The 22,766-nt window shown below is 64.7% G+C and carries 21 protein-coding genes and 1 pseudogene; 10 read left to right on the top strand and 12 right to left on the bottom strand.

The window, feature by feature from the left end; genetic code table 11:
- Positions 1 to 28: 28 nt before the first annotated feature.
- The 4 genes from ACIU1A_RS30915 to ACIU1A_RS30900 all read right to left on the bottom strand — a co-directional run bounded on the left by ACIU1A_RS30915 (position 29) and on the right by ACIU1A_RS30900 (position 2,157).
- The gene (locus ACIU1A_RS30915) at positions 29 to 307 is read right to left on the bottom strand and encodes a DUF1127 domain-containing protein (RefSeq protein WP_404926066.1); all 279 of its coding nucleotides are present in this window, start codon (positions 305 to 307) and stop codon (positions 29 to 31) included.
- 134 nt (positions 308 to 441) lie between these two features.
- On the bottom strand, positions 442 to 1,173 hold the full coding sequence (gene mddA / locus ACIU1A_RS30910) for a methanethiol S-methyltransferase (protein ID WP_404926065.1): 732 nt from the start codon (positions 1,171 to 1,173) through the stop codon (positions 442 to 444).
- Between the two features lie 152 nt (positions 1,174 to 1,325).
- Positions 1,326 to 1,859 carry a hypothetical protein gene (locus ACIU1A_RS30905; RefSeq protein WP_404926064.1) on the bottom strand — a complete coding sequence of 178 codons (534 nt, stop codon included), beginning with the start codon at positions 1,857 to 1,859 and terminating at the stop codon, positions 1,326 to 1,328.
- A gap of 16 nt (positions 1,860 to 1,875) precedes the next feature.
- A complete protein-coding gene (locus ACIU1A_RS30900; protein WP_224624833.1) occupies positions 1,876 to 2,157 on the bottom strand; it encodes a DUF4242 domain-containing protein in 282 nt (93 codons plus the stop codon).
- A gap of 205 nt (positions 2,158 to 2,362) precedes the next feature.
- Here ACIU1A_RS30900 and ACIU1A_RS30895 point away from each other — a divergent pair, with 205 nt between their 5' ends.
- Both ACIU1A_RS30895 and ACIU1A_RS30890 read left to right on the top strand, forming a co-directional pair.
- Positions 2,363 to 4,171, top strand: a complete 1,809-nt coding sequence (locus tag ACIU1A_RS30895; RefSeq protein ID WP_404926063.1) for a hypothetical protein — start codon at positions 2,363 to 2,365, stop codon at positions 4,169 to 4,171.
- Between the two features lie 110 nt (positions 4,172 to 4,281).
- Positions 4,282 to 5,355, top strand: a complete 1,074-nt coding sequence (locus tag ACIU1A_RS30890; RefSeq protein ID WP_404926062.1) for an NAD(P)/FAD-dependent oxidoreductase — start codon at positions 4,282 to 4,284, stop codon at positions 5,353 to 5,355.
- Here ACIU1A_RS30890 and ACIU1A_RS30885 read toward each other — a convergent pair.
- The 3 genes from ACIU1A_RS30885 to ACIU1A_RS30875 all read right to left on the bottom strand — a co-directional run bounded on the left by ACIU1A_RS30885 (position 5,349) and on the right by ACIU1A_RS30875 (position 7,959).
- Positions 5,349 to 6,722 carry an amidase gene (locus ACIU1A_RS30885; RefSeq protein ID WP_404926061.1) on the bottom strand — a complete coding sequence of 458 codons (1,374 nt, stop codon included), beginning with the start codon at positions 6,720 to 6,722 and terminating at the stop codon, positions 5,349 to 5,351. The genes ACIU1A_RS30890 and ACIU1A_RS30885 overlap by 7 nt on opposite strands.
- Before the next feature lie 179 nt (positions 6,723 to 6,901).
- Positions 6,902 to 7,696, bottom strand: a complete 795-nt coding sequence (locus ACIU1A_RS30880; protein ID WP_404926060.1) for a class II glutamine amidotransferase — start codon at positions 7,694 to 7,696, stop codon at positions 6,902 to 6,904.
- A 14-nt stretch (positions 7,697 to 7,710) separates the two neighbouring features.
- Positions 7,711 to 7,959 (bottom strand): DUF6356 family protein, encoded by a 249-nt coding sequence (locus tag ACIU1A_RS30875; RefSeq protein ID WP_140523640.1) that lies wholly within the window; start codon positions 7,957 to 7,959, stop codon positions 7,711 to 7,713.
- Between the two features lie 116 nt (positions 7,960 to 8,075).
- On the opposite strand from ACIU1A_RS30875, the gene ACIU1A_RS30870 reads away from it, so the two are divergent.
- From ACIU1A_RS30870 to ACIU1A_RS30850, 5 genes are all read left to right on the top strand, one after another.
- Positions 8,076 to 8,546, top strand: coding sequence for an Lrp/AsnC family transcriptional regulator (locus ACIU1A_RS30870; RefSeq protein WP_404926059.1), 471 nt, complete (start codon positions 8,076 to 8,078; stop codon positions 8,544 to 8,546).
- Between the two features lie 97 nt (positions 8,547 to 8,643).
- Positions 8,644 to 9,129: a dUTP diphosphatase gene (gene dut, locus ACIU1A_RS30865; protein WP_140559736.1), complete on the top strand. Its 486-nt coding sequence runs from the start codon at positions 8,644 to 8,646 to the stop codon at positions 9,127 to 9,129.
- On the top strand, positions 9,129 to 9,788 hold the full coding sequence (locus ACIU1A_RS30860) for an HAD family phosphatase (protein WP_181167621.1): 660 nt from the start codon (positions 9,129 to 9,131) through the stop codon (positions 9,786 to 9,788). The genes dut and ACIU1A_RS30860 overlap by 1 nt, the downstream gene beginning before the upstream one ends.
- Before the next feature lie 152 nt (positions 9,789 to 9,940).
- Entirely contained in the window at positions 9,941 to 10,741 is an 801-nt protein-coding gene (locus tag ACIU1A_RS30855; protein ID WP_140523629.1) for an oxaloacetate decarboxylase, read from the top strand.
- 13 nt (positions 10,742 to 10,754) lie between these two features.
- Positions 10,755 to 11,753 (top strand): proline racemase family protein, encoded by a 999-nt coding sequence (locus ACIU1A_RS30850; RefSeq protein ID WP_404926058.1) that lies wholly within the window; start codon positions 10,755 to 10,757, stop codon positions 11,751 to 11,753.
- A gap of 11 nt (positions 11,754 to 11,764) precedes the next feature.
- Here ACIU1A_RS30850 and ACIU1A_RS30845 read toward each other — a convergent pair whose 3' ends face one another.
- On the bottom strand, positions 11,765 to 12,478 hold the full coding sequence (locus ACIU1A_RS30845) for a sulfate transporter family protein (RefSeq protein ID WP_404926057.1): 714 nt from the start codon (positions 12,476 to 12,478) through the stop codon (positions 11,765 to 11,767).
- A 166-nt stretch (positions 12,479 to 12,644) separates the two neighbouring features.
- Positions 12,645 to 13,547, bottom strand: a complete 903-nt coding sequence (locus tag ACIU1A_RS30840; RefSeq protein ID WP_404926056.1) for a DMT family transporter — start codon at positions 13,545 to 13,547, stop codon at positions 12,645 to 12,647.
- Between the two features lie 199 nt (positions 13,548 to 13,746).
- Between ACIU1A_RS30840 and ACIU1A_RS30835 the strand changes: the two genes are divergently transcribed.
- Positions 13,747 to 14,739 (top strand): adenosine kinase, encoded by a 993-nt coding sequence (locus tag ACIU1A_RS30835; RefSeq protein ID WP_140523618.1) that lies wholly within the window; start codon positions 13,747 to 13,749, stop codon positions 14,737 to 14,739.
- A gap of 433 nt (positions 14,740 to 15,172) precedes the next feature.
- On the top strand, positions 15,173 to 15,859 hold the full coding sequence (locus ACIU1A_RS30830) for a hypothetical protein (protein ID WP_404926055.1): 687 nt from the start codon (positions 15,173 to 15,175) through the stop codon (positions 15,857 to 15,859).
- Positions 15,860 to 15,922: 63 nt separating this feature from the next.
- Here the strand turns inward: ACIU1A_RS30830 and ACIU1A_RS30825 are convergent, their stop codons facing one another.
- Positions 15,923 to 18,202 carry an NADP-dependent malic enzyme gene (locus tag ACIU1A_RS30825; RefSeq protein WP_404926054.1) on the bottom strand — a complete coding sequence of 760 codons (2,280 nt, stop codon included), beginning with the start codon at positions 18,200 to 18,202 and terminating at the stop codon, positions 15,923 to 15,925.
- 217 nt (positions 18,203 to 18,419) lie between these two features.
- Here ACIU1A_RS30825 and mutS point away from each other — a divergent pair.
- A pseudogene (mutS, locus tag ACIU1A_RS30820) lies at positions 18,420 to 21,183 on the top strand (DNA mismatch repair protein MutS).
- Positions 21,184 to 21,435: 252 nt separating this feature from the next.
- On the opposite strand, the gene ACIU1A_RS30815 reads toward mutS, so the two are convergent.
- The gene (locus tag ACIU1A_RS30815; protein ID WP_404926053.1) at positions 21,436 to 22,281 is read right to left on the bottom strand and encodes an aldo/keto reductase; all 846 of its coding nucleotides are present in this window, start codon (positions 22,279 to 22,281) and stop codon (positions 21,436 to 21,438) included.
- A 78-nt stretch (positions 22,282 to 22,359) separates the two neighbouring features.
- Positions 22,360 to 22,752, bottom strand: a complete 393-nt coding sequence (locus ACIU1A_RS30810; RefSeq protein WP_404926052.1) for a DUF305 domain-containing protein — start codon at positions 22,750 to 22,752, stop codon at positions 22,360 to 22,362.
- Between the last annotated feature and the right edge of the window lie 14 nt (positions 22,753 to 22,766).

Genomic DNA, 22,766 nt, shown 5'->3' with positions numbered 1-22,766 from the left:
TATGGAATCCTGTCTGTGGCGCGGGCTTCTAGCAGCGCTTTCCCCGCCTGTCGACGTTTTTGGACCGACGGCGACTGGCGTCCCTGTCGCCGAACCAGGTGATCGACTGGATTTCGGAGCGGTTGATGCCGATGTCGCGCAGCAGGTAATCCGGCAATTCGCAAAGCCGTGCACGGTCGCGCCGAATTCGGATGACGCGGGCGATGGCGCGCAGAACGGAAAGACACAATCCGGTGGCGGCTGTGACGAGCCGCGGGCTGACGGAACGATTGACGATGAGATTCGGTTCTGTATGTCCGATTGTCATGGCTGTATTTCCTCTTGTTCAGTGATGGGAGAGCGCACGCCGCGTTGGCGCGGCGACGGGTCGCTGTAGGCATGAGCTGTTTGCAAGGACCGCGAGCGGTGGTCGCATGGCGTTTGTTGGCGAATGGCCGCTGCTCAGGCCGACTTGCGCCAGGGGATGAGCATCGAGACACGCTCGCGGTAACGCCGATACTCGTCGCCAAACATTTCGATCAGGTCGCGCTCTTCGAGAAAGATGCCGACCAAGATGTAGGTCGTGGTCACGGCGGCAAAGAAGAGGTGGCCGAAAGTCATGATCGGCGCCATCCAGAACGCGATGATAAAACCCAGATAGATCGGATGGCGGACAAATTTGTAGAGCACCGGCGTCCTGAAACGCACCGAGGGCATGTCGCGACCGACGAGGTTGTTAGCGACCTGATGGAGGCCGAACAGCTCGAAATGGTTGATCAGGAAGGTGCTGGTGAAGAGCAGCACCCAACCGACGAATGACATGCCGAGGATCACCGTGGCGACGGTCGGGTCGGTGACCTGCCACGCCACGGCCGGTATCGGGCGCCACTGCCAGAACAACAGGTCGAGCGCGAGGCTCGCGAACAGTACGTAGGTGCTGCGCTCGACCGGCTTCGGAACCCAGCGCCCCCACCAGTTCTTGAACGGCTTGCGGGCCATGACGCTGTGCTGGACGGCGAAGAGAACCATCAACAGGAGGTTGACGGTGAGAGCCTCGGCAAGCGGAGCAACCGCTCCGGTGTCGATGGCTTTGGGAACGACCAGGCCGCTTACGAAGCCGATGGCGTAGACAATCGTACCGAAGAAGACGAGATATGCGGCCAAGCCGTAGATGAATGCGAAAATGCGACCCATGGTCGATCTCCCTCCAAGTTGATGGTTGTTGGCCGGGTCGGCGGACGACGAGGCCCTCGACGAGAGCAACGAACCCTCCGGCGACCATCCAGATCGCCGCGAGATACCTGGGAGGGCCACGCAATGCCCTCCCAGGCGCTGCCTGATGTCCCTCAAGACATGTCGTGTTTGCAGCTCACATAGGGGTTCCAGTCGGCGAACATGCCGGCCGGATTGTGCCGCCAATGCCAGACGTGAAGCTCGTAGTAGGGGTCCACCGGGTGAACACCCACCGTGGTCTTGCGCTGGAGGGTACGGCCGAGGAACTCGGGAACGCCCTTCCCCTTCCAGTCCTTCTCGAAAACGATGTATTCCATGCCGACAAGCTGCATGGATCCATCCTGTTCCGGCTCGTAGGTCAGCACGTCCGGCTCGCCCAGCACCAGCTTGCCGTCTCCGGCCCGCGCGGGGTTGATGAAATGAACGCCCATCGTGCCGTGCTCGTCATGCGTGGTGCATTCGAACAGTTGCTGGTAACCGTCGGCCTTGGCGACCTCGATATTGACGTACCTGGATGCCATTTCGCGGGACCGGTTAAGCGCCGGATCTGACGTATCGTGGGCATCCGCGGTGCCGCAGGCGAGCGCGGACGCCCATACGCCTGCGGACAAGGCCGTGCCGAGGATCAGATGTGCGAGGAGTTTCACGACGGCGCCCTCCCCGTCAGGCGCCGGCATGTGCCGTCGTCGGATCGAACAGGCGCTTGACCTGCGTGATCTTCGTGGCCGGGAAGCCGCTCATCTTGGCGTGGCGCTGGATGATCTCTTCATCCTTGGCGAGATAGACGCAGAACGTCTTGTCCTCGGCGACGAAGGATTCGACCCACTGAATTTCCGGGCCGAGTTCTGCGAGAACGGTGTTCGAGGCCCTGGATGCTTCGCGAAGCTGCTCGCGCTCGAAAGTACCGACCTTGGGAATTTCGCGTTCGATGATATACTTTTGCATGTTCGTAGTTCTCCTTGTCTGGGGTTCAAATGCCGCCGGACGGGCGATCGTGTCGCTACCGGTGACATTCCTGGGATCACTGCGCTAAAGTGCAGCTTGGCTCGCCAGGCACACGGAGAATTACGGGAGGGGCGGCCAACAGTCCTTATGGCGCCCTTACCTTGTTCTGATCCTTTGCCTATTGTCGCAGGAGGAAATGCTGTCGATGGGGGTCTATAGTTTCGGCGATTTCGAGCTGAACGAGGAATCGCGCGCCCTTCGTCTCACAGGCAGAGAGATCGAGGTGCAGCCGCTGGTGTTCGATTTCCTGGCTGTTCTGCTGCGGTATCAGGACCGTGCTTTGAGCAAGGACGAATTGCTCGAAACGCTGTGGCCGGGAGTCACGGTAACCGAAGCCTCGTTGCAGCGCGTTGCCAGCCTCGCTCGCACCATCCTGCGCCAAGGCGGCATGGAAACGGCGATGCGCAACCTGCCACGGTTCGGCTACCGGATTTGCCTCGACAGACCGGCCTCTTCCAATCCAAACTCGAGCCCGATGGACCCAGGTGCCGCGATCGCCGGATCGCAGATCTTGCGTGCACGCGCGGCAGCCACGGCCAGGAAATGGCAAGAGGCCGTGGCCTGTTTCGTCGAAGCGGATGCCCAACAGCAGGTTCTCACCGCCGATCTTGAGGAATGGGCGCTGGCCCTGGAGTGCATGGGGCGGCCATCCGAAGCCATTCCGCAGTTGACGCGTGCGGTGGCGGCCCATAGGGCCGCCGGAGACCGATTGCGGGCGGCTTCCCCGGCGATCACGCTTGCGCGGATACACCTTGAAAGAGGCGAACTCCCAGTGGCGAAGGGCTGGCACAAGCGCGCTGCACAGTTGATCGATGCGGCCACCGACAGCCGGGAGCATGGCCTGTGGTGCTGGATGGGCGCGCGCATCATGGGCGCGGAAGCCCAGCCTGAACAGGCGCTGGCATTGGCCGAACAGGCGTTCGAAGTCGGCAAGCATCTCGAAGATCCGGTCGTGGAATCGCTCGGGCTGATCTATCGCGGCTTCTTCAAGCTCTGCCTTGGGGAAACCAAGGCCGGAGAGGAAGACCAGGACTTCGCGGCTGCTCTTGGTCTGTCGAGCGACATTGATCCCATCGTCGGCGGCATTCTCTATTGCAACATACTGTGGGCCTGCCGGAGTTTCGGCGACTGGACGAGAGCAAATCAATGGACGCTCGGCTACGAAAGCTGGTGCAAGGGACACGGGCTCGACGACCTGTCGGGCTCGTGCCGGCTGCACCGCGCAGAAGTGCTCGGAGTGCACGGAACGCTGAAGGAGGCCGAGGCGCTGGTGCGCGCGGCTATCGACCAGCTTGCGCTTGACGCGCCTTGGGCAACGGGCGATGCATTGCGTGTTCTCGGCGATATTCATCTGGCTGCCGGTGATCTCACCGAGGCGGAGGTAGCCTATCGTGCGTCCCATGCCGCAGGCTGGGATCCGCAGCCGGGCCTTGCCCTGTTGCAACTGGAACTGGGACAGGCCGAGGCCGCTTTCGCCGCTCTCGAGCGTTCCCTTGTCGGCAGCAGCTGGCCGACCCTGCAGCGCAAGGGGCTGGTTCTCGCCACGCTTGCCAAGGTGGCGGCAAGGACAGACCGGCCGGAGCGCGCGAAGGAAGTCATCGCCGAACTGGAGAGTCAGCCACAGCGCTGGCCCATGGCATCGATCCGGGCGCTGACGGCGGAAGCAAAGGCCGAGCTGTTTTCACGCGAAAACCGTTTGGCCGATGCAGCCCGCGAACTGCAGATCGCTTGCTCGCGCTGGAGCGAGATCGGTTCGCCGATCGGTGCCGCCGATGCCCGTCTGTCGCTGGCGGCGCTGCTTATCCAGCTTGGCGATCGCACCGGCGCCGAGCTGGAACTCGGCACCGCGCTGGCCGCTGCAAGGAAAGTCGACTCCTCACGGCTCGTGCGGCGTCATGACGAGCTGAAGCGACAGCTCGCCGACGTGCAGAAAGAACCGCTGGACAGCGCGTAGCTCTCGCAAAGCGGATCGTCATACCCGCAACCGGTGCCGGTCCTGAACTTACCCTTGAGATCGAACCGATGCGATGGCATGACGGGAGAACTCCCATCAAGAGCCAGAGCATGAGCAGCGCGAAGGAAGTCACAGTCATTGGCGCCGGTATCATCGGCGCTTCCATCGCCCGGCACCTGGCCAAGGCCGGGGCACGGGTCACCGTCGTTTCCGAGAGCGGCGCCGGCGGGATCGCCACGCCGAATTCCTTCGCCTGGATCAATGCTAGCTGGGGCAATCCGGAAGTCTATTTCCGGCTGCGCACCCGCGCCATGGCGGAGTGGAAACGGCTGGCAAACGAGCTGCCCGGACTTCCGGTCGCCTGGTGCGGCGGGCTGTGCTGGGACTTGCCGGCGGACAAATTGGAGGCCTATGCGGCGGAGCATTCCTCCTGGGGTTATGGCATCAGGCGCGTCGACCGCGCCGGCGCGGCTGGCATCGAGCCCAATCTCGCCGAGCTTCCCGACTTTGCCTTGCATGTCGCCGAGGAGGGTGTCGCCGAGCCGGTCGCGGCAACGAAAGCGCTGCTGGCCGACGCTGAACAGCGCGGTGCGCGTATCGTCTCCAGCACGGTTACAGCGCTTGTTCAGACCGGGGGCAGGACGACGGGCGTGGACACCGCCCATGGCCTGCTCGCCGCCGACGAGGTGGTGATCGCGGCGGGCGTCGGCTCGCCGGAGATTGCCGCCACGGCCGGCATAAGGCTACCGATCGAAATGCCGCCCGGCCTGATCGTTCATTCGCGGCCTTACAAAAAATTACTCAACGGGCTGGTGCTGGCCGAGCGGCTGCACATGCGCCAGACGGCGCAAGGCCGCATCATCGCCGGATCGGATTTCGGCGGTGCCGATCCGGGGATGGATGCGGCGGCGACGGCGCGCGAGCTGTTTGCGGCGGTGCAAGCCATGCTGCGCGGCGGCGATGGCCTGGAACTCGATTTCCATACGGTCGGTTACCGACCGACGCCGATCGACGGCTTCCCGATCATCGGCCGCGCCGAGGGCATGGACGGCCTCTATATCGCGGTCACGCATTCCGGCATCACGCTGGCGCCGGCGGTCGGCTTGTTCGCCGCGCGCGAAATCCTCGACGGCGAGCGTGATCCATTGCTGGCGCCCTATGGGTTGAATCGATTCGCTCAATAGCTTGGTGGACGGCTGAAGCCGCCGGTCGACGGCGCCATAGCCCTGGCAATGGCGAGCAGCCGTGATTCCGACCAGCGTTTGCCGACCAGTTGCAGACCGATCGGCAGGCGGTCTCCGTCCTGTCCGCACGGCATCGAAAGTGCCGGATGGCCACTGTAATTGAACACTGCGCCATAGGCCGGCAGCATCCAGTAGTTTTGGTCCTTGCCATCGACCTTGATCGGTGCGCCGGGCTCGCAATGAGGAAACGCGGTGGTCATGGCCGCCGGGCAGAGCAACGCGTCACAACTGTCGAAGAAGGTGTCCCAGGCGAGAATGGATTTGTCGCGACGGGCGAGCGCTTCGAACCAGCGCGAGACGGGTGTCGGCTGCTCCTGCGACCCGGGTTGCGCAGCCTCCATCATCATGCCGATCAGAGCTCCGCCGTGCCTTAGATCATCATGGAGATCAAGCTTGGGCAGCTTCGCTTCCTCGACAATGGCACCAGCCGATTGCAACTGCCTTGCAAGATTGTCGACCGCTGCACTGATGTCGCCGGCCACGGGGAAGCCGGGAAACGACGACGCGAAGGCGATGCGTAGTGTCTTGAGGTCGAGCTTCGGCATATCTTCGACCGGCACCGGGGCGACATCGGTGTCGCGCCCGTCCGGTCCGGCGATGATTTGATAGATCAAGGACAAATCGTCCACGCTGCGCGCCAGCGGCCCGAGACAGGACATCAGCCGGACGCTGCGCAGGGCATCGCCCGGGTCCGGAAAAGCGCCGGCCAGCGAGACGCGATGCTCCGTTGGTTTCAAGCCATAAACACCGCAAAAGGCCGCAGGGAGACGGATCGAATCCTGCATATCGGTGCCGACATCGAACGGTGTCATCCCGGTGCAAACCGCGGCCGCAGCGCCGCCGCTGGAACCGCCTGCGGTGCGCTCAAGATTCCAGGGATTGTTGGTACGGCCGAACAGCGGATTTTTTGATTGCCAGTCGGACAGCATGCTGGCGACATTGGTCTTGGCCATCAGCACGCCGCCGGCCGCCTTCACCCTGGCGACGACCGAACTGTCTTCTTTCGCCGCATAATCGGCGAAAGGCGGGAAGCCGACCGTGGTCTTCATGCCTGACGTCTGGTGCATGTCCTTAAGGGTGAACGGGATACCGTGCAGCGGTCCGAGCGCGGCGCCGCGTGCGAGCGTCGCATCGGCTTGAGTGGCGCGTTCGTGCGCACCTTCCCTGTCGAGCGAGACGACAGCGTTGACCGCCCCGTTGTGACTGTCGATCTGCGCCAGATGGGCGTCGAGTGCTTCAACGGCGGAGATTTCGCGCGCGGCGATGGCGGTGGCGAGGTCGACGGTTGAGGAGAAGACCAGTTCCATGGTGAATGCTCCGGCTTGGCCGCGCTTGTCCATCAAGATGGCGGACAGCGGCACGGTTTCAAGCGGAGTTGAGCGTTCGAGGATCGGCTGTGCCTGATCGGAATTTTGCAGGCTGCAACTGTCGAGGTCAGCGCTCTACATCGTCCCCCTTGTCAGGCGACGTTGCAGTTTGACGAAGGCTACCCGGCCAACGCCAGTTTCGCGGGGGCCAGCGCAAACGGCTGAATATTCATGCCATCCCTGGTCATGGTGACGAAGCTCGATGGCGGGATCGCCTGCCAGTCGCCGCCTTCACGGTCGAAGGGTTCGGAGACGATGCAGCGGCCGCCGCCCTTGGCGGCGGTATAGAGGGTGGGCGCGTGGTCGTCCGTGGCGTAGCGGACCGCGTGGAGCGCCTGCCCGTCGGAAAGGGCGGCCGTCAGCTTCAGCGCCGGCTCGATGCCGGCACGCCGCGAAGCCTCCAGCACGCGGCTGGTGGCACGGGCGACGGCGCCTTGCGGATCGGCGGCCAACCCTTCGTCGATCATCAGGAGAAAAAACAGCTCGGAATCGGTAGTACCCTCGCGCTGGTCGAAGACGGCGTCGGACAGCGAATTTTCCAGCGCGCGGCGGATCTTCTCGAAGCCGCCGATCTGGCCGTTGTGCATGAACGACCAAGGGCTCGAGATGAAGGGATGGCAGTTCATGCGGCTGGTAGCGCCGCCGGTCGAGGCGCGCACATGGGCGAGGAACAATCCGGACTTGATCTGCCGGCACAGGCTCTTCAGGTTGGGATCGGACCAGGCCGGCAGGATGTCGCGGTAGAGGCCGGGCTCAGACCGGTCGCCATACCAGGCAAGACCGAAACCATCGCCATTGGTCGGCGACTTGGCTTCCTCGGCGCAATGGCTCTGGGCGATCAGCGAGTGGCAGGGCGCCGTGAGGATGTCTTCGAGGAAGACCGCTTCACCGAGATAGGCCGCCCACCGGCACATCGCTTCTTCCGTTCCTAGGCGTGGTCCGGAAGGGCCTTGGGCTCCTTGACCGCGTGCGAACCTCTGTTGTGCGTCCGCTCGTAAAGTTCGCGGACGATTCGGCTGGCGGTAGTCTCGAACAGAAATGGCAAGAAAGCGTGAACGAGGGCGGCCCCGGCGGCCGTCAGCAGGCGCGAGGAAAACCAGGCGGCAAAGGCCATGTGACCGAAATAGGTTTCGCCGACCTTGGCCGGATGGGAGGTGAAAATCCTTGCGACCGACATGCTGCTTCCCCTTCAGCGCTTAAAATTCCTGATATGGGGTATCCTGACACGGTTCGTCGGTTCATCGGTCTCAAAATGTCCTTGTATTTTGCTTGTTTGTGGGACAATCATCCCACATGACCATCGAAATCGACGAAATCGACCGGAAATTGCTCGCCGAATTGCAACGCGACGGCACGTTGTCGGTCGACCAGCTGTCGGAACGGGTGGCGTTGTCGCGCAACGCCTGCTGGCGGCGCGTCAAGCGGCTGGAGGAGGATGGCGTTATCACCGGCCGGGTGGCGTTGGTCGATGCCGAGAAGCTCGGGCTCGGCCTCTCCGTGTTCATCCTGGTCCGGACCTCAAATCATGATCCCGAGTGGTTGCAGAAATTCCGGGCGGCGGTGACCGGATTTTCCGAGATCACCGGAGTCTACCGCATGTCCGGCGACCTCGACTATGTCTTGCGGGCCCGCGTCGCCGACGTGAAGGCCTATGACCGGCTCTACCAGCGGCTGATCGCCAAGGTGGCGCTGTCGGACGTTTCGGCGTCCTTCGTGATGGAGGAGATCAAGGAGACCACGGTGGTGCCGATGGAAATGCGCTAAGGATTGGCTCCGGCCATAGTGATGCCCGAAAGAAAGCCGTTGATAGGATTGCGGGCGAATTGACCGAATCGGCAATCGCGCCGATAGGATCGATTTTATGCGCGCAGCCATCCAAAATTCCTCCGTCATCGGTCCGACCGTCGGCTTCGTAAGGTTACCGCATGCGGAAGGACTCCCCCTCCCTGCCTATGAAAGCCCCGGCGCCGCCGGCATGGACCTGCGCGCGGCGGTGCCCGACGATCGGCCGCTGCTGATCCTGCCGGGAAAACGTGCGCTGGTGCCGACCGGACTGATTCTGGAAATTCCTGAAGGCATGGAAGGCCAGGTGCGGCCGCGCTCCGGCCTTGCCTTCAAACACGGGCTGACCGTCCTCAACACGCCGGGCACGATCGACAGCGACTATCGCGGCGAGGTGAAGGTGCTGCTGGTCAATCTCGGCGACGAGGATTTTGCGGTGACGCGCGGCATGCGCATCGCCCAGATGGTGTTCGCCGCGGTGACGCAGGCGGGCGTCGAAGAGCGCGCCCTGGCCGGCGGCACGGCGCGCGGTTCGGGCGGGTTCGGCTCGACCGGCACGGCCTGATGAACATACCGAAACTTGTCATCTTCGACTGCGACGGGATTCTGGTCGATACCGAGAACCTGGCCAACCGGCGTCTCGCCGAATGGCTGAGCGAAGCCGGGTATCCCACCAGCTTTGAATATTGCCGCAAGAACTTCTCCGGCCGCAGCATGGTCTCAGTGCAGAAGCAGATCGAAGAAGAGACCAGCGTCAGGCTCGGCGCAGACTTCGTCGAGCGCTGGAATGCAGGGCTGCCGGACCTGTTCGCCCATGGGGTCGAGGCGATTCCCTATGTCCGGGAGTTCGTCGAGGCTGTGCGCGCGGCCGGCATCGCCTATTGCGTCGCCACCTCGGCCAGGGTGTCGAAAATGCACATCACGCTTGGCCAGACCGGCCTGCTGCCGCTGTTCGAACATGCGATGTTTTCCTCGACCATGGTCGCGCGCGGCAAGCCGTTTCCGGACCTGTTCCTGCATGCGGCCAAGACGATGGGCTTTGCGCCTGCCGACTGCATTGTAATCGAGGACAGCGTCGCCGGCACGCAGGCCGGCATCGCCGCCGGCATGCGGGTATTTTCCTATCATGGCGATCCCTACAGCGACCGTGACGGCTTGATGCGAGCCGGCGGCATCCTGTTCGACGACATGCGCACACTGGCCGGACTGGTGCCGATCCACTGATCGGCGCCGTTCTGACGGGGTTGCATGGACGCGCCGGACGAATTGTCAGCAGAGAACGCGAAACGCTTCTGAGCCAACCGCATTCGTTTGCCCGGGCAAGGCGGGCAAGCTAAAATCCGCGCCATCGCACTCAACACGATGGGGGAACTTCCATGGACAAGGGCAAGATCTTTCGCGACCTGCATGCCTCGACCTTCGTCATGCCCAACCCTTGGGACGTCGGCACGACGAAGCTGCTTGGATCCTTCGGTTTCAAGGCGCTGGCGACGACCAGCGCCGGTTTCGCCTTCTCGCGCGGCCTGCCGGACGGCGCGGTGACCTTCGACCAGATGATCCATCATTGCCGCGAGGTGACGGCGGCAACCGAGCTGCCGGTTTCGGCCGACCTGGAACGCGGCAAGGGCGACAGCGCCGAGCAGGCCGCCGAAACCATCTTCGCGGCTGAAGCCGCCGGCCTTGCCGGCTGCTCGATCGAGGACCACACCGGCGACCCGAACAAGCCGATCTATGATTTTTCGCACGCGGTGGAGCGCGTCGCGGCGGCGGCGGAAGCGGCTCGCGCGCTGAAGCGTGATTTCGTCTTCACCGCGCGGGCGGAGAACTTCCTCTGGGGCAAGTCCGACCTCGACGACACGATCAAGCGGCTCCAGGCATTTGAGAAGGCGGGCGCCGACGTGCTCTACGCGCCGGGCATCGGCGACGTCGAGATGGTGCGCACGGTCTGCTCGGCCGTGAGCAAGCCGGTCAACGTCATGGCAAGGCCCGACTTCACCATTGCCGATCTGACCGCAGCCGGGGCAAAGCGCGTTTCGCTTGGGCCGTGGCTCACCAACTTCGCCTATGGCATGCTGGAAACGGCGGCGCGCGAGATCCAGCAGGACGGCACGTTCGGCTTCGCCCGCGCCGCCATGCCCTTCGGCAAGTTGCAGGCGCTGTTTGGCAAATCGGGATAAGCGGGCCGAACACATGACGCTGACCGTCGTCGACATGCACACCGGCGGCGAGCCGCTGAGGATCGTCACCGGGGGTTACCCCGATATCCCGAAGGGCACGATCCTGGAAAAGCGCGCCCATGTGCGCGACCATCTCGATCATCTCCGGAAAATCCTGATGTTCGAGCCGCGCGGCCATTACGACATGTACGGCGCGCTGCTGGTCGAGCCCGATTTGCCGGGCGCCGACCTTGCCGTGCTGTTCATGCACAATGAGGGCTATTCCACCATGTGCGGCCACGCCATCGTCGCGCTCGGCCGCTATGCCGTCGACGAAGGGCTGGTGGCCAAGCAGGAACCGGTGACGATGGTCAACATCGAGGCGCCCTGCGGCATGGTCGTCGCCTCGGTCGAGGTGCGCGACGGCAAGGCGGGTGCTGTGTCGTTCGACAGCGTGCCGGCTTTCTTGTTCGCACGCGACCGCAGGATCGAGCTGCCCGGCTACGGCGCGATCGGCTTCGACATCGCCTATGGCGGCGCCTTCTACGCGCTGGCCGACTGCCACCAATTCGGATTGGAATTCGGCCGCGATCGGGTGCGCGATTTCGTCGATGCGGCGACGGCGCTGACCGAAAGGCTGAAGCAGGAATTCCCCCTGTCACACCCCGACCATGCCGACCTCGCCTTTCTCTACGGCACCATTTTGACGGACGGGCGGGACACGTTTTCGGGTGAGCCGACGAAAAACGTCTGCGTCTTCGCCGAAGCACAGGTCGACCGCTCGCCGACCGGTTCCGGCGTGACCGCCCGGCTGGCGGCGATGCATGCCAAAGGTGAGATCGCAACAGGCCAGACACGCACTTTCGAGAGCATCGCCGGCTCGCGCTTTTCCGGCGCGGTGGCGCGGACGGCGAAAGCCGGACCGCATGAAGCGATCATCGCCCGCGTCGGCGGTCGCGCCTACTATTGCGGCCGCGCGGAATTCATCGTCGAGCCCGACGACGAACTGGGGCGCGGCTTTCTGCTGCGGTAGGGACTGGCGCATCAACGGGACGGCTTGCTCCGCCGATCGGGCTGGGCCGAGATCGCCTTGTGCAAATGCACCATCATGGCTGCGGCAAAGAGCGGCGTCACCAGGTTGAGCAGCGGCACGGCAAGAAAGGCCGCGATGACCAGGCCGGCGAGAAAGACCGTCCCGGCATGGTGCCGGCGCAAGGCCCTGGCCTCTTCTTCCGGGCGGAAACGCATGGCGGCGAATTCGAAGAATTCGCGCCCGAGCAGGTAGCCGTTGACGATGAAAAAGGCGGCGATGTTGATGCCCGGCGCCAGCAGTAGCAGCAGGGCGACGATGTTGCCCAGAACGACGACGCCGAAGAACTTTATCGCCAGCACCAGCGAGCGCAGCGCCGGCATGGCGCGGCCGGGCGGATCGCCGGGATAGTCGGTACGCTCCACCACTTCGGCGACATCGTCGAGGAACAGACCGGCGACGACGGCCGTGGCCGGCGCGACGACCAGCGCCGTGCCGAAAGCAAGCGCGATGGCCGCGACGATGCCGCCCAGCCAACCGGCCCAGGACGGCAGGCCGGGAAACAGCGTGTGCAGCCACGGCAGCGCCAGCCACTCGACGAGGCTGGTCAGCCCGAACCACAAGGCGACCAGCGCAAGCACAGTCAGGCCTAGCGTCTTGAGGAAGACGGCGCGGAATTCGGGCGAGAACAACTGGCCGGCGGCGGCGCGGGCGGCGCTGGAGATCACGGTGCTTCCAACCTCACTTCGAACGCCGTGAGGATAGGCAGCAGGTCCACCCGTCACAAGCGTCTGTTGCCATGGCAATCGCTTGAGGCTCGAATTCTCCGCATCCACCCTCTTGCGAGCGTCGGCGCCCCCAACTTCGGCAATTGAAGGCGATTGCCCCGTTTGACTATTGTGCGAGCGCCGGCTTGCGGGCGGGAATGGTCATGGCCGCGACACCGGCGACGACGAAGGCCATGCCGAGCCAGGCCGTCGAACCCAGGCTTTCGCCGAGGAAGACGGCGCCGATGCCGACGCCGATCGGCACGCGTAGATAGGCTTGCGACGTCGTGCCGACCGAGCCCAGCGTGTGGATCAGGCGGAAATAGATGACGAAGGCCAGCGCGGTCGAAAACACCGACAGGCCGAGCAAGGCCAGGATCGACGCCGTCGACGGCGCGAGCGTCCAGGGCTGGTCGACCGCAAGGCTGAGCGGCACCAGGATAACGGCGCCGCAAAGCATTGAGCCGGCGGCGGGCAGCATCGGATCGAGGCCCTTGAAGCCTCGGCCGAAGATCGCCGCCCCCGCATAGCAGACTGTTGCAAGGACGATGGCAAGCTGCGCCCAGAGTTCATGGCCGAGGCCGCCCAGCGCCTGTGTGCCCACGATGAGGCAGATGCCGGCAATGCCGGCGCCGACGCCGATCAGTTTGCGCAGCGTCACCGGTTCGTGGCGGGTGATGAGCGCCGTCAGAAGGAAGGTGAAGATAGGCGACGTCGCGTTGAGGATGGTGGCGAGGCCGGCATCCACCGAGCGCTCGGCGGCGGCGATCAGGGTGAACGGGATGACGCTGTTGAGGCACGCCTGGAAAGCAAAGCGGCGCCAGCTCGCCGCATCGGCCGGCATGTCGAGCCCGCGCCAGCGGATGATGGCGAACAGGATCGCGCCCGCGATCAAGGTGCGGGCGGCGATGAACGTCACCGGCGGGATCGTCTCGACGCCGATCTTGATGAAGGTGTAGGAGGCGCCCCAAAGCACCGCCAGGAGGGCGAGCAGCGCCAGATCGGTGTTCATGTCGTTTCTTTCAGGCATGGGCTTGCCGCCTTCGGGCCGGGATCGAACGGCCCTTCTTAGGCAAAGCCGCGGTGAAATGCTTCGGCCACGACCGAATTGTCGTAGCTCCTGGGCGTCACGCGATATGAACATGGCCTAGGCAAACCGGTTGCAAATCGCTAGACCCGCGCCCGGCCGGCATGGCAAGAAGCCGGCGCGGATTTTGGCGGAGACATTGATGCCGGACTATGACGTGCTTTGCATCGGCAATGCGATTGTCGACATCATCGCCCAGTGCGAAGAGGAATTCCTGGAGACCAATGGCATCATCAAGGGCGCGATGAACCTCATCGACACGCACCGCGCCGAGCTACTCTACAGCCGCATGGGCCCGGCGATCGAGGCGTCCGGTGGCAGCGCGGGCAACACGGCGGCCGGCGTTGCCTCCTTCGGCGGCCGCGCCGCCTTCTTCGGCAAGGTTTCCAACGATGCTTTGGGCGAAATCTATGCCCACGACATCCACGCCCAGGGCGTCGCCTTCGACACCAAGCCGCTTCAGGGCGAGCCGCCGACGGCGCGCTCGATGATCTTCGTCACCCCCGACGGCGAGCGCTCGATGAACACCTATCTCGGCGCCTGCGTCGAGCTCGGGCCGGAGGACGTCGAGGCCGACAAGGCGTCGGGCGCCAAGGTCACCTATTTCGAGGGTTATCTGTGGGATCCGCCCCGCGCCAAGGAGGCGATCCGGCAGACGGCCAAGCTGGCGCACGCGGCGGGCCGCGAAGTGTCGATGACCTTGTCGGATTCGTTCTGCGTCGACCGCTACCGCGACGAGTTCCTCGAGCTGATGCGCTCGGGCACGGTCGACATCGTCTTCGCCAACAGCCACGAGATCAAGTCGCTCTACCAGACCTCGTCCTTCGACGAGGCGCTGGCCCGGATCCGCAAGGACTGCAAGGTCGCCGCCGTGACGCGCTCGGAAAAAGGATCGGTCATCGCGCGCGGCGACGAGACCGTCGTCATCCAGGCGACCGCCATCAAGGAGCTGGTCGACACGACGGGCGCCGGCGATCTCTACGCTGCCGGTTTCCTGCATGGCTACACGCAAGGCCGCGACCTCAAGACCTGCGGCGATCTCGGCTCACTGGCGGCCGGCCTGGTGATCCAGCAGATCGGGCCGAGGCCAAGGCAGAATCTGCGTCGCGAGGCCGAACTGGCGGGGCTGCTGTAGGGGGGCGGTGAAGCTGCCGATCTCCCCCTCGTGGGGGAGATCGCCGGCAGGCCAGAGGGGGCGCTGTCCCGCTGGCATCGCCTCACGAATTGATGGCTTCACGGCGCGACTACGAAAGAGCGCGGGTCGAGGCGCAAGCATTGCTGCGTCGTGATCCTTCGCGCCCCCTCTGCCCTGCCGGGCATCTCCCCAACAGGGAGGAGATTGGCAGCTCCACCGTCACGTAGCTGTCACACATCGCACCTACACGCGTTCTGGGCGCCCGCGACTGACCTTTCGGTGCGCCTTCAGTCAGTTGGGGTGTCCAAAATGCAAGACAGCAAGCCGTCGGGCGGCCGCGTCCGTTGCCGCCGCGATTTCCGTTTTCCGCACTAGAAATTCAACAACCGGGTCGCGGCTTAGGGAGGAGCGCACGCGGCCAGAAGACAGATGCATGAACAGATTTCAGACAGCCAGTCTCGGGCAGGACGACTTCGCGGAGATGGTCGCGGAGGACGTCGAACGCGCGCTTGCCCACTATGACGAGGCTATCAACCAAACCACCGTGGTCTCGGTGGGCAAGATCGCCGGCAGTGTCGCTGCCGCCGTAACCTTGCTGTCGCCCAAGCACCAGCGGGCCATCGATGCGATCCATGCCGACCTGCCCGGCCTTGCCTCGAAATTCGTGCGCGCGCTGGCGGCGGAAGCCGCGCGCCGCAGCGAAGCCGGCGCCACAAATCCGCCGATGGCTTTGCTGGCCGATCAGACACCCTCCTCCCAGTCCGACGACCTCGAATCGATGCTGATCGAGAATTGGGCCGGCCGCGTCGCCGGTTCGACCTATCTCGAAGAAAACCTGCGCATCGCCCGCTCGACGCTGCATCGCTGGCAAAGGCGCGGCGACGTCATCGCCCTGCGCAAGGGCGGCCGCCGGCATGTCTTCCCCCTGGCGCAGTTCGTCGACGGCAGGCCGGTGGCGGGCATAAGCGACGTGCTCTCGCTGATCGGCAATCCAAGACTGGCGTGGCTCTGGCTGACGCGGCCTGCCGCGCAGCTCGACGGCCGCATTCCGATCGACCTCCTGCGGGCAGATCAGGTCGCGGAGGTCACCGAGGCGGCGCGTGTGTTCGCGCCGGGGTGAGTTTTCGCTGAAAAGCGCTCGCGGACTGACTGGTGCTTTTCGGCCTGCTGCGTGGATCGCCCTTCAAGTCCCCGCGGTATAGGCCGCGATCGCCGCCATGTTGACGATATCGCTGTCCTTGGCGTTCAGCGAGACGATCTGCACCGGCTTGTTCAGCCCGACCAGCAGCGGGCCGATGACCGTCGAGCCGCCGAGCTCCTGCAGCATCTTGGTGGAGATCGAGGCGGAGTGGAAGGCCGGCATGATCAGCACATTGGCCGGGCCGGTCAGCCTCATGAACGGGTATTGCGCCATGGCACGGGCGTTGAGCGCGACGTCGGCGGCCATCTCGCCGTCATACTCGAAATCGACGCGGCGCTTGTCGAGGATGCGCACGGCTTCCTGGATGCGCTCGGAGCGCTCGCCGTGGGGATGGCCGAAGCTGGAATAGGCGAGCATGGCGAGCCTCGGCTCATAGCCCATGCGGCGGGCAAAGCCTGCCGCTTCCTCCGCGATATCGGCGATCTGCTCGGCGTTCGGCATGTCGTGCACGGCGGTGTCGGCGACGATCACGGTGCGGCCACGTGCCAAAACGATCGACACGCCGATGACGCGGTGGCCCGGCTTGGCGTCGATGACGCGCCTGACATCGTCGAGCGCGGTGGAATAGTTGCGGGTGACGCCGGTGACGATGCCGTCGGCATCCCCCAGCGCCACCATGCAGGCGGCGAAATGGTTGCGGTCGTTGTTGATCAGGCGCTGGCAGTCGCGGAACAGGAAGCCTTTGCGCTGCATGCGCTCGTAGAGATAATCGGTATAGACCGAATTGCGGCGCGACAGGCGAGCATTGATGATCTCCAGCCCCTGCTTGTCGAGGTCGATGCCGGCGTGCCTGGCGTTCTCCTTGATGACGTCGTCGCGGCCGAGCAGGATGGCGGTGCCGAGCCGCTGGTTCACATAGGAGACGGCGGCGCGCATCACTTGCTCCTCCTCGCCCTCGGCGAAGACGATGCGCTTGGGCTGGCGGCGCACACGGTCGTAAATGCGCTGCAAGGTCGAGGCGATCGGATCACGGCGGGCCGACAGCTCCTGCGCGTAGCGGTCGAGATCGAGGATCGGCTTGCGGGCGACGCCAGAATCCATCGCCGCCCTGGCGACGGCCAGCGGAATGGCCGAGATCAGGCGCGGATCGAACGGCACCGGGATGATGTAGTTGGGGCCGAATTTCGGCCGGTTGCCCTGGTAGGCTGCGGCGACGTCGTCGGGCACGTCCTTGCGTGCCAGGTCGGCAAGCGCACGCGCGGCGGCGATCTTCATGTCGTCATTGATGGTGGTGGCCCGCACATCCAGCGCGCCGCGGAAAATATAGGGGAAGCCGAGCACGTTGTTGACCTGATTGGGATAATCCGAACGCCCGGTCGCCATGATGGCGTCGGTGCGGATCTCCGCCACTTCCTCGGGCGTGATCTCGGGATCGGGGTTGGCCATGGCGAAGATGATCGGGTTCTTGGCCATGGAACACACCATGGCGGTGGTCAGCGCGCCCTTGGCGGAAAGGCCGAGGAAGACGTCGGCGCCGTCCAGCGCCTCGGCCAGCGACCGCGCGTCGGTCTTGACCGCATGCGCCGACTTCCACTGGTTCATGCCTTCGGTGCGGCCCTGGAAGACCACGCCCTTGGTGTCGCACAGGATGATGTTTTCGGGCGCAAAGCCCATCGCCTTCATCAGCTCGATACAGGCGATGCCGGCCGCACCGGCGCCGTTGCAGACCATCCTGGTGGTCTTCATGTCGCGGCCGGTGATCTCCAGCGCGTTGATCAGGCCGGCGGCCGAGATGATGGCGGTGCCGTGCTGGTCGTCGTGGAAGACCGGGATGTCCATCAGCTCGCGCAACCGCTGCTCGATGATGAAGCATTCCGGCGCCTTGATGTCCTCCAGGTTGATGCCGCCGAAGGAGGGCCCAAGGAAGCGCACGCAGTTGATGAACTCGTCGGCGTCCTCGGTGTCGACCTCGAGGTCGATGGAATCGACGTCGGCGAAGCGCTTGAACAGCACCGCCTTTCCCTCCATGACCGGCTTGGAGGCCAGCGCGCCGAGATTGCCCAAGCCCAGGATCGCGGTGCCGTTGGAGATGACGGCGACCATGTTGCCGCGCGACGTGTAGTCGAAGGCGCGGCTGGGATCCTCCGCGATGGCCAGCACCGGCACGGCGACGCCAGGCGAATAGGCGAGGCTCAAATCGCGCTGCGTGGCCATCGGCTTGGTGGCGACGATCTCGAGCTTGCCGGGCCGCCCCATGGCGTGGAATTCGAGCGCTTCCTGCGCGCTGACGGACGGACCGCTGTTTTCGGTTTTCCTTGCCATAATGCTTTTGATTTCCTCGCCATGCGGCACCTCCTTGAGGCGGGTGCCTTGTGTGATTCCGAATTAAGACTACGCGCCGCCGCGTGTAAACCGCCAAGCGTTACCGAACTGGCGTCGGAAGGACGCATGGCGTTCAATGGTGGTTGATCTCCGTTCTTCCCCTGCTTTTCCAATGGCCGGCATTAAACCCCGCCGCCACATCTGCTAGCGTGAGCGCATGAACATGCACATTCAAAACGAACCGGACGCTCCCGAGGCGATCACGCCGGCAGCCGCTGGCGGCGTCACGCCGATGATGGAGCAGTTCATCGAGATCAAGGCGGCGAACCCGGATTCGCTGCTGTTCTACCGGATGGGCGATTTCTACGAGCTGTTCTTCGAGGATGCGGAGAAGGCGAGCCGGGCGCTCGGCATCGTGCTGACCAAGCGCGGCAAGCATCAGGGACACGACATCCCGATGTGCGGCGTGCCAGTGCATGCGGCGGACGACTATCTGCAGAAACTGATCGCGCAGGGTTTCCGCGTCGCCGTCTGCGAGCAGATCGAGGATCCGGCCGAAGCCAAGAAGCGCGGCTCCAAATCGGTGGTGCGCCGCGATGTGGTGCGGCTGGTGACGCCTGGCACCATCACCGAGGACAAATTGCTGGCGCCGTCGGAATCGAGCTTCCTGATGGCGCTGGGACGGGTGAAGGGCAGCAGCGATGCAAGAGGCGGGGAGCGCGGCGGCGCGACCGGGAACCAGGGGAGCTTTGCCCTGGCCTGGATCGACATTTCGACCGGCGTTTTCCGGGTCACAGACACCACCGCAGACCGGCTGCTCGCCGACATCTTCCGCGTCGATCCGCGCGAGCTGATCGTCGCCGATCCGGTGTTCCACGATCCCGAATTGCGACCGGTATTCGACATGCTCGGCCGCGTCGCCAACCCGCAGCCGCCGAGCCTGTTCGATTCGGCCTCGGCGGCCGCGCGCATCGCCCGCTTCTTCGAGGTGGCGACACCGGACAGCTTTGGTGCGTTTTCCCGTGCCGAGCTGTCGGCGATCTCGGGCGCCATCGCCTATGTCGAAAAAGACGCAGAAGGCCGAGCGGCCGCCGCTGTCGCGGCCCGAGCGCGAGGAGGCCGGCTCGACTTTGTTCATCGACCCGGCGACGCGCGGCAATCTGGAGCTCCTGCGCACGCTGTCGGGCACCCGAGAAGGTTCATTGTTCAAGGCGATCGACCGCACGGTGACCGGTGGCGGCGCCAGGCTGCTCGCCGATCGGCTGATGGCGCCGCTGACCGATCCGGCGGCAATTGCCGCGCGGCTGGATTCGGTGTCGTTCTTCCGTTCCGAGACGCGGCTTTGCCAGGCGGTGCGAGCGAGCCTGAAGAGCGTCGCCGACATGCCGCGCGCGCTGTCGCGGCTGGCGCTCAACCGCGGCGGCCCGCGCGACCTCGGCGCGCTGCGCGCCGGCTTCGAGACGGCCGGCGCGATCGCGGAGGTCTTTGCCGCGACCGCCCTGCCCCAGGAATTGGCGGCGGCGCTCGCCGCCATCCGGGCGCTGCCGCACGCGCTTGCCGGGCATCTGACGCAGGCACTTGGCGAGGAACTGCCGCTGCTGAAGCGCGACGGCGGCTTCATCCGAGGCGGCTACAACGCCGAGCTCGACGAGATGCGGGCGCTGCGCGACGAGTCGCGAAAAGTGATCGCCGGGCTGGAGCGTTCGCTGATCGAGGAGACCGGCATTCGGTCTCTGAAGATCCGGCACAACAATGTGCTCGGCTACTACATCGAGGTGACCGCCAACCATCACGCGGTGATGACCGGCAGCGATGGCGCCAAGGCGCGCTTCATCCACCGCCAGACCATGGCCAACGCCATGCGCTTCACCACGACGGAGCTGGCGGAGCTGGAAACAAAGATCGCCAATGCCGCCGACCGGGCGCTGAGCATCGAGCTTGCGGCCTTCGACGCGCTGACGGCGGAAGCGGTCGGCGAAGCGGAGAAGATCCGCGCCGCGGCCGATGCGCTCGCGGTGCTGGACGTGTCGGCGGCGCTCGCGCTTTTGTCGGAAAGCGAGGCCTGGTGCCGGCCGCTGGTCGATGCCAGCCTTGCCTTCGAGATTTCGGGTGGGCGCCATCCCGTGGTCGAACAGGCGCTGCGGCGCTCGGGCGAAGGGCCGTTCGTGGCCAATGACTGCGACCTGTCGCCGGAGGGCAGCGCCAAGAACGGCGCGATCTGGCTGCTGACCGGTCCCAATATGGGCGGTAAATCAACATTCCTGCGGCAGAACGCGCTGATCGCCATCCTGGCCCAGACCGGCTCTTTCGTCCCGGCGACATCGGCCCATATCGGCGTCGTCGACCGCCTCTTTTCCCGCGTCGGCGCCTCGGACGATCTGGCGCGCGGCCGATCGACCTTCATGGTCGAGATGGTCGAGACGGCGGCGATCCTCAACCAGGCCGGCGAACGGGCGCTGGTAATCCTCGACGAGATCGGCCGCGGCACCGCCACGTTCGACGGCCTGTCGATCGCCTGGGCCGCGGTGGAATATCTGCACGAGAAGAACCGCTGCCGGGCGATCTTCGCCACGCATTTCCACGAAATGACCTCGCTTGCCGGCAAGCTGGCGCGGCTCCACAACGTCACCATGCGGGTCAAGGAATGGGAGAACGACGTCGTCTTCCTGCACGAGGTCGGCAAGGGCGCAGCCGACCGCTCCTACGGCGTCCAGGTGGCGCGGCTGGCCGGCCTGCCGGAGGCGGTGGTGGACCGCGCCAAGGAAGTGCTGCACCAGCTCGAGGAAGGCGAGGTTTCGGGCAAGACCAACCGGCTGGTCGACGACCTGCCGCTGTTTTCCGTGGCGGTGAAGCGGGAAGCGCAGAAGCCGGTCAAGAGCGATGCGCTGGGCGTCGCACTCAGTGACATCAATCCCGATGAGATGACGCCGAGGGAAGCGCTGGAAGCGCTTTATCGGTTGAAGGGGTTGGCGGGAATGTAAATTGAACCTGCTGGCATGGCGGTATCGCCGAAACCGCCAATCTCCCCCTTGAGGGGGAGATGTCCGGCAGGACAGAGGGGGGCCTCGTAGAGTGCCGGCCTTGATTAACTTGCCCTCTGGCTATGCTCGCCGGAGTATGCCAGCGCGGAAGCCGTCGTTGTAAAAATTGATGTGTTGGCGGGACAGCGCCCCCTCTGCCCTGCCGGGCATCTCCCCCTCGAGGGGGGAGATTGGCAGCTTCACCGACAACGCTCAGATCATCTCCAGCCCGCGTTTGCGGCTCGGCGGCGGGAAGGCGCGGTCGAGGTCGGCGAGGTCTTCGCGCGTAAGCTCGATGTCGAGTGTCGCGACATTCTGGCGGACATGGTCCTGGCTGCTGGCCTTGGGAATGGCGATGACGCCATCCTGGTGCATCACCCAGGCCAGTGCGATTTGCGCCGGTGTCACGCCATGGCGGGCTGCGACCGCGTCTAAACTGGCGTTGCGCGCCAAGGCGCCCTGCTCGACCGGCGAATAGGCCATCAGAGGAATTCCGCGTTTCCGGCTCCAGGGCGCCAGATCGAACTCAAGGCCGCGCCGGACCAGATTGTAGAGCACCTGGTTGGTCTGGACGTTGCCGCCGTCGGGCAGGCCGACCAGCTCTTCCATCTCCCCGGTGTCGAAATTGCTGACGCCCCAGTGGCGGATCTTGCCGGCTTTCTTCAGCGCCTCGAAGGCTTCGACCGTTTCCGCCAGTGGCACGCTGCCCGGCCAATGCAGCAGATAAAGATCGATGCGGTCGGTGGCGAGGCGCTTCAGGCTGTTCTCGCAGGCGCGCTGCGCACCGGCGCGCGAGGCGTTGGACGGCAGCACCTTCGAGACCAGGAAGACCTCGGCACGCTGCCCGGCAATGGCTTCGGCCACCACCTCCTCGGCGCCGCCGCTGGCGTACATTTCGGCGGTGTCGATCAGCTTGACGCCGAGATCGAGACCAAGCTTGAGGGCATTCACCTCCTCCGCGCGGCGGCGCGAATCCTCGCCCATTTTCCAGGTGCCCTGGCCGAGAACGGGGATGGCTTCGCCGCAGGGCAGCGTGGTGGTTCTGATGCTCGATGGCATGGCAGGCTCCAGTTGAGACGGGATCGCATCACAGGCCGGACGAGAAATTCAGAGGTGTTCTCGCCGAGCCGCGAAAGCTTACTTCACCGGATGGGCGGCGAGCCAGTCCTGCATCTGCTTGATCTCGGCTTCCTGCGCCGCGATGACCGCCTCGGCCAGCTTGCGGATCTCGGGGTCCTTGCCGTTGGCGAGTTCGACCCTGGCCATGTCGATGGCGCCCTGGTGGTGAGGGATCATGCCGCGGACGAAATCGACGTCGGCATCGCCGGTGTATTTGGAGGCCATCATGTCGGCGTGCATCTTGTCCATCGCCGCCTTGTAGCCTGCGGTCGACGGGCCTTCCGCCCCCGTCGCCATGCCGGCCATGTCGTGCTTCATCTCCTCGCTTTGTGCGGGAACGCTTTCGAGAAAGACGGCAACCAGCATTCCAGCCGCCATCAGCAGCAGCACGACTTTCTTGGCCAAGGTCATTGATGGTCTCCTGT

The organism is Mesorhizobium maamorense, from assembly GCF_044998965.1.
Classification (GTDB): domain Bacteria; phylum Pseudomonadota; class Alphaproteobacteria; order Rhizobiales; family Rhizobiaceae; genus Mesorhizobium.
This window is presented reverse-complemented; position numbering and strand designations above follow the sequence as displayed.

Coding starts and splice junctions, on each gene's coding strand:
- ACIU1A_RS30915 (WP_404926066.1), bottom strand. CDS start 307: ATGACAATCGGACATACAGAACCGAATCTCATCGTCAATCGTTCCGTC.
- mddA (WP_404926065.1), bottom strand. CDS start 1,173: ATGGGTCGCATTTTCGCATTCATCTACGGCTTGGCCGCATATCTCGTC.
- ACIU1A_RS30900 (WP_224624833.1), bottom strand. CDS start 2,157: ATGCAAAAGTATATCATCGAACGCGAAATTCCCAAGGTCGGTACTTTC.
- ACIU1A_RS30895 (WP_404926063.1), top strand. CDS start 2,363: ATGGGGGTCTATAGTTTCGGCGATTTCGAGCTGAACGAGGAATCGCGC.
- ACIU1A_RS30890 (WP_404926062.1), top strand. CDS start 4,282: ATGAGCAGCGCGAAGGAAGTCACAGTCATTGGCGCCGGTATCATCGGC.
- ACIU1A_RS30885 (WP_404926061.1), bottom strand. CDS start 6,722: ATGGAACTGGTCTTCTCCTCAACCGTCGACCTCGCCACCGCCATCGCC.
- ACIU1A_RS30880 (WP_404926060.1), bottom strand. CDS start 7,696: ATGTGCCGGTGGGCGGCCTATCTCGGTGAAGCGGTCTTCCTCGAAGAC.
- ACIU1A_RS30875 (WP_140523640.1), bottom strand. CDS start 7,959: ATGTCGGTCGCAAGGATTTTCACCTCCCATCCGGCCAAGGTCGGCGAA.
- ACIU1A_RS30870 (WP_404926059.1), top strand. CDS start 8,076: ATGACCATCGAAATCGACGAAATCGACCGGAAATTGCTCGCCGAATTG.
- dut (WP_140559736.1), top strand. CDS start 8,644: ATGCGCGCAGCCATCCAAAATTCCTCCGTCATCGGTCCGACCGTCGGC.
- ACIU1A_RS30860 (WP_181167621.1), top strand. CDS start 9,129: ATGAACATACCGAAACTTGTCATCTTCGACTGCGACGGGATTCTGGTC.
- ACIU1A_RS30855 (WP_140523629.1), top strand. CDS start 9,941: ATGGACAAGGGCAAGATCTTTCGCGACCTGCATGCCTCGACCTTCGTC.
- ACIU1A_RS30850 (WP_404926058.1), top strand. CDS start 10,755: ATGACGCTGACCGTCGTCGACATGCACACCGGCGGCGAGCCGCTGAGG.
- ACIU1A_RS30840 (WP_404926056.1), bottom strand. CDS start 13,547: ATGCCTGAAAGAAACGACATGAACACCGATCTGGCGCTGCTCGCCCTC.
- ACIU1A_RS30835 (WP_140523618.1), top strand. CDS start 13,747: ATGCCGGACTATGACGTGCTTTGCATCGGCAATGCGATTGTCGACATC.
- ACIU1A_RS30830 (WP_404926055.1), top strand. CDS start 15,173: ATGAACAGATTTCAGACAGCCAGTCTCGGGCAGGACGACTTCGCGGAG.
- ACIU1A_RS30825 (WP_404926054.1), bottom strand. CDS start 18,202: ATGGCAAGGAAAACCGAAAACAGCGGTCCGTCCGTCAGCGCGCAGGAA.
- ACIU1A_RS30815 (WP_404926053.1), bottom strand. CDS start 22,281: ATGCCATCGAGCATCAGAACCACCACGCTGCCCTGCGGCGAAGCCATC.
- ACIU1A_RS30810 (WP_404926052.1), bottom strand. CDS start 22,752: ATGACCTTGGCCAAGAAAGTCGTGCTGCTGCTGATGGCGGCTGGAATG.